Below are 11761 nucleotides of genomic sequence, written 5' to 3'. Positions count from 1 at the left end.
CGTCCGCGCTGCTGAGAATGATGCGCGCCCGATTGCTCAGCGCTGCAGGCAACGACCGGCTGCGCGCGAACGCTTGCAACTGCGCGCGTTCGTCTTCGCTCAACACCAGTTCGGCCTTCGGTCTGCCCGTCCTCATCGTGGTATCTCCGTTCCCAAATGCCGAAACGGCATGCAAGACTAATGTCAGTTATTTATGGGACAGAACACTGATATGTATTGACCTTGTCAAGTTGCGCGGTTGCTCGGTTTCCTGTCTTTGCTGGTTGTCAGTGTATTTGGACCAGGGTCTGCGGTTCTTCGACGGTTGATCATTCTGATATGCGCGAGTTGGGTACCGCATGACAATCGATTCGTCGAGGAGCTGCCTCGGTCTAGGTTCGATGGTTGTGCTGTCTACAGTTGCCTCATGTGATGATCACTAGCCGGACTGCAGATGCGCAGGATCGTTCTTCGTCCTGGGAATTAGCCCGTAGCCTTCCTCGCGAGGCAGGTGGACGAGTATGGTGAATCGGCTTGATCGCTCGACCAGCGTTCCGACTGCGGACCGATTCTGGCCGATGATCAGGTTACCCTCCCCAATGCCCTGGCACAGCACGGGAAGACCGGAAACTATGTGGGTCGGCGAAGAAGAATGGCCCTGCGCTGGCCGGCTACGGGGCTGTCACGATGGCCAATGCGCTCAAGATCATCGGTCCGCAGGAAGTTCCGCCGTTTGGTTTCGAGGACGCGGGCCTTTTAATGTGCAAAGCCACTTTCGACGTAATGCATTCCCTTCTAATGGGTGTCCGATAAAAATGGGGGAACCCCAGCCCCTGTTCCGACGGCTTTTTTTTCCTCGGTCCCACGGGTGCCGGGTTTCGTGCAGTCGTGCGCCACTGGGGGGGCGGTCGCACTAGATAAATCCGGCCAAGCGGGTTCGCCGCTAATCGTGAATATCTTGAGCTTCAGATATTCGCAGAAGGTTTTTTGATTGCGGTTGCGGCTCCGGGAAATTGAACAAGGAGAGAGGATCACTCTGCGACAGGTGAAAAAAACGCCTCTAAGATATTCACGAATAGCGGCCAGCTCTCCGATAGAATTGCACGAAGATTTCATCTTTAGGCCGGGGTTACAAATTTTTAGCAGGCATTTACTTACAACAACGCTTTCGGCAAGTCTGCTGCAGCCAACCATCGTGTATGCGGAGGACACGGACATCCGCAATCAGCCGCATGTCCCCTCGGCTCCGGTCACGCAAGAGGCTGCCGGCGAACTACGTCCCGTGTTGGTCGTCGGGGCGCGAGGCGCGCTCCCCTCAGCGCAGGAGATTAAGCGGGAGAGCTCCGGCATCGTCGATGCCGTGGTGGCGGAAGACATCGGCAAGCTGCCCGACTACAGCGTCGCCGAGGCGCTGCTGCGCTTGCCCGGCGTGCAGGCGCAACGGGATCGCGGCGAAGCCACCGGTATCACGATCCGCGGCCTGGACCAGATCACGACCACGCTGAACGGACGCGAAATCTTCACTGCGGGCCTGAGCCGCATACTCGATGCCGCCGACATCCCCGCCGAATTGCTACGCGACATCACCATCCACAAGACTAGCTCGGCGGCCCAGCTTGAGGGAGGCCTTGGCGGCACGGTCGACCTACGCACGTATCGCCCATTTGACTTTGCCGACCGTGTGGTCGCCGCCTCGGCCCGGGTGACGGGCGGCGACCTCGTACGGAAAGCCGAGCCTCAGTTCTCTCTGCTGGCGAGCGACCGCGGACACCTAGGCGAGGTTGGCGAGTTCGGCGCGCTGTTCAATGTTTCACGCCAGCGGCGTGCTTGGCGCGAGGACCAACAAGGGACAGGGCAGCCGGTCCCACGCACTGACCTGTTGCCGGGCCAGACCGTCTACGCACCGGGCGGTAGCGCGAACACGATCAGCGCAGGCCAGCGGGAACGCACCACGGCCAGCCTGGCGCTGCAGTGGCGACCGGTCCGACAACTTGAGCTATACACCGAAGGCACTTACGCCGAGCTTCTTACCCGCCAGGATTCCTACCAGCTCAACATGTTGCAGCCCGCGACGTTTGCCGCGGGCAGCGCGACGCTGTTCCCAGGCACGCCCAACCTGCGCTCGGTCACCTGGACCGGCGCCCCCGTTTCGATCCTAAGTTTTGCACGCGACACCGCCAACCGCGACGGCCAAGCGGCAATAGGCGGCACATGGACCGGGCGGTCACTGACGCTTTCCGCCGACGCCAGCTATGCCCGCAGCAGTAGCCAACTGCTGTTCTCCGGCATCGGGCTTGGCGCCACCGCGCCGACATTTCGCCAGGACTTTGCCGCGAATCCGCCGGGCGCTGCCATAACCGGCGTAGACTTGGCCGATCCGGCCAACTTGCGCGTCACGGATGTGCTGTACCGCTACCAGCGTTTCGAGGGCAGTCTCGCCGCGCTGCGGCTCGACGGGGACTATCAGCTCACGGACAGTGTGCTGCGTTCGCTGTCGTCAGGCGTGCGCTTCGCCAACCGCCTCGCCAGTAATGCCCCAGGCCTGCTCGTTGCCGATGCGCCGGTCGGTGGCACGTCCGCCACCAGCCTGCCCGGTCTGCTTGTAGCGTCGCGGTATCGCGACTACTTCGCGGGACAGGGCACGATGCGCTTCGACGGCGTCCTCGCCGGGGACCCCACCCTCGAGCGCGATCCCTTGGCGTTGCGCAATGCCTTTGGCGTTACCACGCCAATTCCCGCCGCTGCCAGCGCGGTCTCGATCTGGAATCTCCGCGAAGAGACGCAGGCGGCGTACCTGATGGCGAACTTCAAGAGCAAGCGACAGCCGCTGGACGGCAATCTCGGCCTGCGCGCAGTGCGCACGCACGAAATGTCATTTGGGGCCGGCACTCTGCCCAACGGCACAACGGTGCCGATGCGGCGCGACGAAGTCCGCACGGACTTCCTGCCCAGCGCCAGCGTTCGGTATGCGGCCGCAGACAACCTGGTGCTGCGTGCGGCCGCGTCCCGGACGACGGCGCGGCCCGATTTCAACCAGCTCTCACCGTCGCTGACCTTGCTACGCAATACCATCGATCCATCACTGAACCGCGGCATGGCGGGCAACCCGGCTTTGCAGCCGGTGAGGGGTAACAATGTTGATGTGGCGATCGAGCATTATGCTGGCCCTGGCACCACGCTCTCGCTGACCGGTTTCTCCAAGTGGTTAAACGGCTTCGCCGCCACCGTCAACACGCCGGAGGTGCACGACGGCGTGACATACCTGGTCAGCCGCCCGCGCAACACCGGCACGGCCCGGGTACAGGGCTTCGAGGTGTCCTGGCAGCAGCTCTTCGATTTCCTGCCCGGCTGGTGGCGCGGCTTCGGCGTGCAGGCCAACTACACTTATATAGACAGTCGCGCGGAGGGCGGCAGCGTGGGCATCACGCTGCCGCTGCAGGGCGTCTCCCCACACACCGTCAACGTGACGGGATTGTATGAGAGTAAATACATGACCACCCGGCTGGCGTACAGCTGGCGCGACCGCTTCGTCAGTGGCGTGGCCAGCCTCGCCGGCATTGGCGTGGTGCCCGTCTATACCGCGGGCTATGGCTGGCTCGACGCCTCGCTGCTATATCGTGTCAACCGCAACACATCGATCGGCGTCGAAGGCAAGAACCTGCTGCGGACTGCGCGGCGCTCGTACTATGGCACGCCTGACAGACCGCAGAACAACTGGATCAACGACATCCAGCTGAGCCTTGTCGCGGCTTTCCGCTTCTGACGCAGCACAATCCATGGATTGATCGGAGACCCCAGTGCATCGATGGCAGCAAACTGGCCAGCACTGCGCGCAGCGCAGGGACCGGCACTTCCTGGCGCACGCGCTGTCCACTTGGCGCGCGACGCCGGCCGTCGCGCTCATGGCCATTCTGGTGCTGGCGCCGGCCTCCGCCGAAAGTGCCCCGGATACGCTCGACTTATGGCGCGGGCGGGTTGCGACGATCCGCCGGCTCGCGGAGAACGACGCGCCGGCAGCCTTTCGCCAGGCCCAGGCCCTACAGGAGGCCCTTCCGCCCGGCGCCGGCGCCACAGACAAGGCCCTGGCGCTGAACGTGCTGGCCCGAAGCGAGCTTTACCTGTCGCGTGCGGACGACGCAGCCAGCCATGCCGAACAGGCGCTGGAAATCGCGCGTGCTAGCGCGGATCGCATCGGCCAGGCGGAGGCCTACTTGACGTTGTCGGCCACTGCGGTCAATCAGGCCAGGATCCCCGCACTGGTAGAGGTCACGACCCGGATCCTCCCTGTGCTGGAGGGTGTGGCGCGTCCCGACCTGATGGGCGAGGCGATGCTGCGCACGGCCTTGATGTATCAGCGGCTCGGCAGAATCGACGAGGCGATCACGATGTGCATGCAGTCCCTGGAGATCGCTCGCCGCACGAACGACCCGCTGGCGCGTGCCTATGCCCACCAGGGGTTGGCGCTCTCGTTTGGACAGACTGACCATAAGACCGAGGCCCTGCACCATTACGCGCAGATGCGCCTCGAGGCGCGCGCGGCACAATCGAAGCTGCTTGAGGGCTACGCGCTAGCCGGCCTGGGCTCCACCGTTGCAGAGTTCGGCGACGCGGCGGCAGGGGAGGCATTGACCGGCGAGGCCATCGCGAATTTTCGCATGGTCGGCTCGCCCACCGGCATCAGCATGGGACTCTTCGCTCTGGCCGAGCAAATGCGCGAGCGGGGCCGGTTGGCGGAGGCACTACAACTGCTCGACGAGGTGGCGGCCATCTACCAGCGCCACCCTAACCGGATCGGCTTCTGGTACGCGCTGAACGCGCGCAGCGACAACCACCTGGCGGCTGGCGATGCCGGCCGGGCGCTCGCCGAAGCGGAGCACGCGCGGGCGTTGGCGGGCGTAATCGGCTTCCCGCTCTACCTGAGTGAGAGTGCCCGGCGCGTAGCGGCGCTGTCGGCCTCCGCCGGCGACTACCACCGCGCCTATGATCTGGCCGCTGAAGGCGCCGAGATGGCCGTCAAGGCTGCGCGCGAGAAGACCAGCGCGCGCGCGATGGCCCTAGCGCGCCAGTACGAGTCGGACAGCCGCCGCCGCCAGATCGACGAGCTAACCACGCGCAACCTGCAGCAGAAGGCGGAACTGAGCGCCAACATGCTGCGCCAGCAATGGCTGTGGACCGTGCTGGGCGGCAGCCTGCTGATGCTGTGCGGCACCGCGTTCTTCCTGCTCCGGCTGCGCCGCTCGCACCATCAGCTAGAGGCAGTCCACGCCCAGCTGCGGCAGTTCTCCACGCACCTCGAATCCGTACGCGAGGAAGAACGCAAGCGCATCGCGATGGAAATTCACGACGAGCTCGGCCAGTTGCTGACTGCGCTCAAGATGGACGTTTCGCTGCTCGGCATGAAGCTGGCCGACCCTGAAAGGGCCAAACGCAAACTCGGCGAGATGCGAGAGCTGGTGGAGCAGACCCTCGGAAAGGTCCGGCACGTGGCAAGCCACCTGCGTCCGGCGGCGCTGAACTTCGGCATTGTGCCCGCGCTGGAGTGGCTGACCGAGGACTTCGCGCGCCGCAGTCGCTCGGCATGCCGGCTCCACGTGCACGGCGGCGGGACGGAACTGAACGACCAGCAGGCCACCGCGGTTTTCCGCATCGCCCAGGAATCGCTGACGAACGTGGCCCGGCACGCCGACGCTTCGGTCGTCACGGTTACACTTGACTGCGCCATCGAGGGCATTACGCTCAGCGTGGCCGACAACGGGCGTGGTTTCAGTCCCGACCTCGCTCGGCATGGATACTCCTACGGGCTGCTGGGCATGAGCGAGCGCGCACGCGTCCTGCGCGCCGACCTGTTGGTCCAGAGCGAGCCCGGCGCTGGGACTACCATCACCGTCTCGATACCGACACGAACAAAACCACAACTATGATCCCATACAGATCGCGGACGCCCACGCGATCGCCATAATCATGCCGGGCCTCAGCGCATTGCATTACACACAAGTCACTCGTGACCAATTTCGCTGGCGTACTTGATGCTGGCGGCGGAGTTCATGACGCGTTGCAAGCCCTGCCAACTGAAACAGCAATGATGAATGTTTGAGGGAATGATGTGATGGTAATGGGTTCAGAGTTCGAGTTTGACGGCATCGTGGATCGCAGCGACTCCAGCTCGATGAAGTGGTGCTTTCCGACCAGCTTTCTCACACCGGAGGAGGTGCAAGCCGAGCCGATCCCGATGTGGCTGGCGGATATGGACTTCCGCTCTCCCAGCGTAGTCGTTGAGGCTATTCAGGGGGTGGTGGCCGAGGGTGTGTTCGGCTACTCCTCATTGCCGGAGAGCTACTTTAAGGCAGTAGCGGGCTGGCAGGGCCGGCGCTTTGGTTGGCACGTCGCCGAGGAATGGATTGTGCCGGTGGCCAGTGTCATTGCCGCGCTCAAGACCCGTATCCATGCCTTTTCCCGGCCAGGTGACTCGGTGTTGATTCAGTCGCCGGTATACGTGCACTTCCACCATGATGTCCTTATCAACGGGCGCCGGCTGGCTACGGCGCCGCTCAGGTTCGACAGCGAGCGCTACCGCTTTGACCTCGAGGCCTTCGAGCGCGCAATTCAAGCGGATACCAAAGTTTTCATTCTTTGCAATCCTCACAATCCCACGGGGAATGTCTGGAGCCCGGACGAGTTTGCGCGCCATGGGCGAGATCTGTCGTCGCCATGGTGTGCTCGTCATATCCGATGAAATTCATGGAGACTTCGTCTTTGGTGGTGGCAAGAAGCACACGCCCTTCGCATCGCTGGGCGACGCGTATGCCGAAAACAGTGTCACATGCATCTCGGCAAGCAAGACCTTCAACCAGGCGGGCCTGCAGTGCGCGAACATCGTCATCTCTGACAAAGATAAGCGGGACGAGATCCAACGAACGATCGAGCGGAACATGAATGCGCACGTCAACATGGTAGGCGCAATGGCAACGGAGGCAGCGTACACGTCAGGTGACCAATGGGTAGACGCGCTGGTAAGCCAGGTGGCCGCCAACCGTGAATACTTCCGGACCGAGGTGAACAGCCGTGTCGACGGGATCCGCGTGCTGGGCTCGGATTCTCTTTATCTGGCCTGGATTGACTGCCGGGATATGCAACTGCCGCCCGCAGACTTCTTCGAGAACTTCCTGCTGACCCAGGCCCGCGTCTGGTTTGATCGCGGACCGAAGTTCGGCAAGGAGGGCCACGCTTTCATGCGGGCCAATCTGGCGTGTCCACGAATGCTGGATCGCACGATCTCGCAATTGACGTCGGTGCTGCCGCGCAAGTGAGCGATTTTTTGGCCGATGCCTATCTTCGGGCATTGTGCTTATGGGAAACAACCGTCGCGCCTTTACAATGGGTGTTCAGACCTTTATCCAGTGGGTCTGATTGCACGCTTCGGATCATCTGCATGCAGTACGCCGCCAATGTGTTGGGATGGGTGCCTGCCATGGTCCTGCTGGTCACTATGTCGCACACGGGCTGCGAATACGCAACGCCGTTGACACATCTGCCTAATGAGGCTACTTTCAACGATCCATGGCTATGGATGAAATCTATCTCAACGCCACATGTTCTGCCTCTGGATCGTCGATGCCCAAGTCTAAAAGATATCAGCAACCAACACTGCGTCAACTGGAGCTTCTTCTGGCATTGGTCTCTTCCGACGGCATTGCCGGGGCAGGAGCGAAGCTGGGCATGACGCCATCTGCCACCAGTCACGCGTTGCGTGCGCTGGAAGATGCGCTTGGCGTCCAGCTGGTCGAGCGAAACCAGAGCGGGCTGTCTCTGACCTTCGCTGGTGAACAGGTGTTGCCGCATGTACGGGACGTTTTCGCTTCCTTGCAGCTTGTCACGGCCACGGCGCGCGCGGGAGCCGAGTTGAAAACCGGGCTCATACGCGTCGGCTCCTTTGGCGCAAGCGCCTCGCTTCATGCACTACCGGCTCTGCTGCAACATTTCAGGGCCAAGTATCCCGGTGTCAGCGTGGTCGTGACCGAACGTCCGGATGAGGAAACCAGCCAGGACCTGATCGAGCGACGTATCGAACTTGCAGCGGTCACGTTGCCGAAGCCCGACTTCGAGACCATCACCCTGGCGGTTGACGAACTGGTCGCGGTCCTGCCTGCCAACCATGAGCTTGCCACCCAGCCTGAAGTTCAACTCGCCGACGTGACGCGCTTTCCTTTCATCATGACGCGTGCGGGTTCACAAAAGCTCATTCAAAGGCTTTTCGCGCGCCATGGGTGCCGTCCGACGATCGCGCATGAGCTGCTGCAAATCATGTCCATTCTGGAGTATGTGTCCAGAGGCGAGGGTGTCTCGATTCTTGCGCGGCTGGCGGTCCCCGAGACCTATCCCGGTGTCTTGTACGCACCGCTTCAGCCCCAGACCCGCCGTAGTATCGGCCTGGCATGCCTGAGCGAGAACAAGCTCTCTCCGGCGGCCAAGGCGCTGTGGCAGGAAGCGAAGCGGTTCAGTGTGGCCAAATACTAGGAAGGCTCCGTTTCGTCGAGCCCCACTTGAGTCCGCAACGGGCGCGCCGGGCGAGCGCGTTGAATTGCGATTCAATTGCACATGAGCGGGGCCGCTTTTAGCCTCGGAGGCATCGCCAATACCCATGTCTCCTCTGCTGCGAAGCTCCGGGACAGCCACTATCGCCTCTTGACATGAGCAATATCGAACACGATGACGTCTGGATCCAGAAGGAATATTCGCCCGAGAACAGTCACTGCTATGGGTGTGGCGTCGCGAATCCACACGGGCACGGGCAGAAGACTTATTTGATCGGCGCGGAAACTGTCTCCCGTTTCACGCCGGACCCGATGTACAGCGGTGGCGTGCCAGGGAACGTATACGGGGGAATGATTGCGTCGCTATTCGACTGTCATGGTGCCGCTTCCGCCGCTGCCTTTCATCGGCAGCACTCACAGGACCCCGGGGGACCCTTAGGCAGGTTCGTGACCGCGTCACTGCGCGTCAATTTTCTGGCTCCGACGCCGCAATACCAGGAACTGACGGTGTCCGGCACGCTCAACTCGGTCGAGGGCCGCAAGGTGTGGGTCGAAATGACCCTCAAGGCGGGGAAGACCATTTGTGCGACTGCCGAGATGCTGGCCATCGCCCTGCGCAAATGACTGCATTGGCCGGTCGGTAACGCCTGTACATCCGGTCAGGCCTTCACCCACTACCGGTGTCGGGCCGCGCAGCGCGCGCTGCATCCAAGCCAGGCGAGATCATCCGGACGATGACTCCTGGCAATCCAGTACCGCCTGTTTCCGAACCTCCGCCCGCAGTCTCCGCAACCCGGCCTGATGACGTGCCCGCGCTCGCGCATCGCAACGTACGTAACCGTCCGCTAATGGCCGTGTAGACGCGAGAGGCGAACCTATCCAGAGTAGTTCCCATCAAAATCTGGCGGGGACTACTTTGGATACTGTGGCAAAGCGTGGTGGCCGCATGCGCGGCAGCCGCAATCACCCGATCGAACTGAAGCGAAGGCTTGCAGAAGCTGCGTGCGTGCCAGGCGTGTCGGTTTCGAAGCTGGCGTTGGAACACGGTCTGAACGTGAACATGGTCTTTCGCTGGCGCCGCATGCTTCGAGCAGGCCAATTCGGCGTCCCCCATGTTGGCGACGCGCCAGTGCTGTTCCCCGTTGTAGTCAGAGGCTCCGGAGTCGAGGCGTCGTCGGAAGCGTCGCCCACCGGGGTCATCCGGTTGCAACTGGCCAAGGGCCAGGTCAGTATTGAAGGCCGAGTCGATCCGGATGTCCTTCGCATGGTGGTGCAGTGCCTGAGCTAATGATGGCGCCGCCGGCGAACACCCGGATCTGGGTTGCCGCAGGATTTACGGACATGCGATGCGGCTTCGATGGCTTGGCTGCCAAAGTACAGACAGTCCTGCAGAAAGACCCATTCTCTGGCCACGCGTTTCTCTTCAGAGGCAAACGTGGTGATCTCCTCAAGTGCCTGTATTGGCGCGACGGTGGAATGTGCCTGTTTGCCAAGCGGTTGGAACGAGGTCGATTCGCCTGGCCGCGCGCCGAAGGTGGCGTGGTGGCTCTGACAAACGCGCAACTTGGCCTTCTGTTGGAGGGGTTCGACTGGCGGCAGCCTATCGATGCCGCCCGTCCGTGCAGTGCTTTGTAAACGTCTGTGACAACACACATGTGGAGCGATGTTGGCGCCTAGACTGCGTGCATGACCTCCAGCAATGCTTCACTTCCCGACGACATCGACGCCTTGAAGGCCCTTCTTCTGGCGCGGGAAGCGGCGCTTCGTGAGCGCGACAGTGACGTGGAGAATCTACGTGACACGGTCGCGACGCTTCAGAGGACGCTCTCAGATCGAGCGCTGGAAATCGAGAGCCTGAAGCTGTGGATCGCAAAGCTCCAACGAATGCAATTCGGGCGAAAATCCGAGAAGCTTGATCGCCAGATTGAACAACTGGAATTGCGCCTGGAAGATCTGCAGGCCGACGAAGGCGCCGGGGCACTCGACACAAGCAAGCAGCGCTCAAAGGATGCGACCAAGCCGACTGGACGCAGAGCGCTCCCTGATCATTTACCGCGCGAAGATATCGTCCATCAACCTGATGATGTGTGCTGTCCGCAGTGCGGCGGAACGCTCAACGAGCTTGGCGAAGACATCGCCGAGCAGCTCGAGTACGTGCCCGGGCATTGGCGAGTGATTCGCCATCGTCGACCAAAGAAGGCCTGCGCTTGCTGTGACTGCATCGTGCAAGCGGCTGCACCCAGCCGGCCCATTGATCGCGGTATGCCGGGTCCTGGCCTGCTCGCCCATGTCCTGGTTGGAAAGTTCTGCGACCATCTTCCCCTGTACCGGCAGTCGGCGATATACGCGCGGGATGGTGTCGAGTTGAGCCGATCGACACTTGCCGATTGGGTCGGACAGGCCAGCGCACTATTACGCCCGCTGGTCGATGCAATTCGGCAGTACGTGATGGCGGCCTCGAAGATCCACGCCGACGATACGCCGGTACCGGTACTTGAACCCGGAAATGGAAAGACCAAGACAGGCCGACTCTGGACCTATGTACGTGATGACAGGCCCGCTGGTTCGGTGGACGCGCCAGCCGTCTGGTTCGCGTACAGCCCGAGTCGGTCAGGCGAATATCCGCAAACTCATCTGAAAGGCTTCAGGGGAATCCTGCAAGCCGACGCATTCGCAGGCTACAACTCCATTTATAAAGACGGCGATGTGCAAGAGGCTGGATGTGTTGCCCACGCTAGACGAAAATTCCACGATCTGTACCTGGCACGCAGGAACGACGTCAACACTGAGGCGCTGCGCCGGATCGGTGAACTTTACGCAATTGAGGCTGATATCCGCGGGAAGCCTCCCGACGAGCGAAGGCGCGTCCGACAGGAACGGGCGCGTCCATTGCTGGAAGCCTTCGAGATCTGGCTACGCTCGACGCTGAGCAAGGTGTCGTCCAAAAGCGATACCGCGAAGGCCATTGGCTACGCGTTGAATCAGTGGGAGGCACTAACGCTGTATGCCAGCGATGGTCGCGTTGAGATCGACAATAACGCCGCGGAGCGGGCGTTGCGGGCTGTTGCTCTCGGTCGAAATTATGCGCAGCCGCGAATTATGCTGAGGTCCGTTCGAGCAACTTGCTAATTGGTGCCGGAGCAGCGGGATTGCGCAANGCTGGCCGTTCCGCCAAACTGCACATAAAAAATGATCCCCTAATTGGGCAGTTATTCCCTTTCAGGAGGATCATCATGATCGGCTTGGTTCCT

General features: G+C 61.7%; 8 protein-coding genes and 3 pseudogenes. 9 read left to right on the top strand and 2 right to left on the bottom strand.

What is annotated here, in order from left to right; translation table 11 throughout:
* Window positions 1-136: pseudogene (locus A3A5_RS44415) on the bottom strand (IS630 family transposase); the annotation flags it as partial.
* Window positions 137-436: 300 nt separating this feature from the next.
* Window positions 437-596 (bottom strand): annotated as a pseudogene (locus A3A5_RS43000) (IS30 family transposase); the annotation flags it as partial.
* 482 nt (window positions 597-1078) lie between these two features.
* Between A3A5_RS43000 and A3A5_RS0105540 the strand changes: the two are divergent.
* From A3A5_RS0105540 to A3A5_RS37660, 9 genes and pseudogenes are all read left to right on the top strand, one after another.
* Window positions 1079-3742 carry a TonB-dependent receptor gene (locus tag A3A5_RS0105540; protein WP_157637139.1) on the top strand — a complete coding sequence of 888 codons (2664 nt, stop codon included), beginning with the start codon at window positions 1079-1081 and terminating at the stop codon, window positions 3740-3742.
* 34 nt (window positions 3743-3776) lie between these two features.
* Complete coding sequence (locus tag A3A5_RS40775; RefSeq protein ID WP_018309621.1) at window positions 3777-5900, top strand: sensor histidine kinase; 2124 nt, start codon at window positions 3777-3779, stop codon at window positions 5898-5900.
* A 191-nt stretch (window positions 5901-6091) separates the two neighbouring features.
* Entirely contained in the window at window positions 6092-6712 is a 621-nt protein-coding gene (locus A3A5_RS44410; protein ID WP_232431275.1) for an aminotransferase class I/II-fold pyridoxal phosphate-dependent enzyme, read from the top strand.
* Window positions 6666-7286: an aminotransferase class I/II-fold pyridoxal phosphate-dependent enzyme gene (locus tag A3A5_RS44405; RefSeq protein ID WP_232431274.1), complete on the top strand. Its 621-nt coding sequence runs from the start codon at window positions 6666-6668 to the stop codon at window positions 7284-7286. Before A3A5_RS44410 ends, A3A5_RS44405 begins: the two co-directional genes overlap by 47 nt.
* A 256-nt stretch (window positions 7287-7542) precedes the next feature.
* Window positions 7543-8493 (top strand): LysR family transcriptional regulator, encoded by a 951-nt coding sequence (locus A3A5_RS0105525; RefSeq protein WP_369797753.1) that lies wholly within the window; start codon window positions 7543-7545, stop codon window positions 8491-8493.
* A 173-nt stretch (window positions 8494-8666) separates the two neighbouring features.
* Window positions 8667-9134: a PaaI family thioesterase gene (locus A3A5_RS0105520; protein ID WP_018309619.1), complete on the top strand. Its 468-nt coding sequence runs from the start codon at window positions 8667-8669 to the stop codon at window positions 9132-9134.
* A gap of 322 nt (window positions 9135-9456) precedes the next feature.
* Window positions 9457-9798: a transposase gene (locus A3A5_RS0105515; RefSeq protein WP_018309618.1), complete on the top strand. Its 342-nt coding sequence runs from the start codon at window positions 9457-9459 to the stop codon at window positions 9796-9798.
* Entirely contained in the window at window positions 9798-10145 is a 348-nt protein-coding gene (gene tnpB / locus A3A5_RS0105510) for an IS66 family insertion sequence element accessory protein TnpB (RefSeq protein WP_018309617.1), read from the top strand. Before A3A5_RS0105515 ends, tnpB begins: the two co-directional genes overlap by 1 nt.
* 51 nt (window positions 10146-10196) lie before the next feature.
* A pseudogene (locus A3A5_RS37660) lies at window positions 10197-11594 on the top strand (IS66 family transposase); the annotation flags it as partial.
* Window positions 11595-11761: the final 167 nt, after the last annotated feature.

It is taken from the genome of Cupriavidus sp. UYPR2.512, assembly GCF_000379565.1.
GTDB lineage: Bacteria > Pseudomonadota > Gammaproteobacteria > Burkholderiales > Burkholderiaceae > Cupriavidus.
This window is presented reverse-complemented; position numbering and strand designations above follow the sequence as displayed.

What these genes read in the sequence shown, in the direction of transcription:
- A3A5_RS44410 (WP_232431275.1), top strand. Translation starts at nt 6,092, where the DNA reads ATGGGTTCAGAGTTCGAGTTTGACGGCATCGTGGATCGCAGCGACTCC.
- A3A5_RS0105525 (WP_369797753.1), top strand. Translation starts at nt 7,543, where the DNA reads ATGGATGAAATCTATCTCAACGCCACATGTTCTGCCTCTGGATCGTCG.
- A3A5_RS0105520 (WP_018309619.1), top strand. Translation starts at nt 8,667, where the DNA reads ATGAGCAATATCGAACACGATGACGTCTGGATCCAGAAGGAATATTCG.
- A3A5_RS44405 (WP_232431274.1), top strand. Translation starts at nt 6,666, where the DNA reads ATGGGCGAGATCTGTCGTCGCCATGGTGTGCTCGTCATATCCGATGAA.
- A3A5_RS0105515 (WP_018309618.1), top strand. Translation starts at nt 9,457, where the DNA reads ATGCGCGGCAGCCGCAATCACCCGATCGAACTGAAGCGAAGGCTTGCA.
- tnpB (WP_018309617.1), top strand. Translation starts at nt 9,798, where the DNA reads ATGATGGCGCCGCCGGCGAACACCCGGATCTGGGTTGCCGCAGGATTT.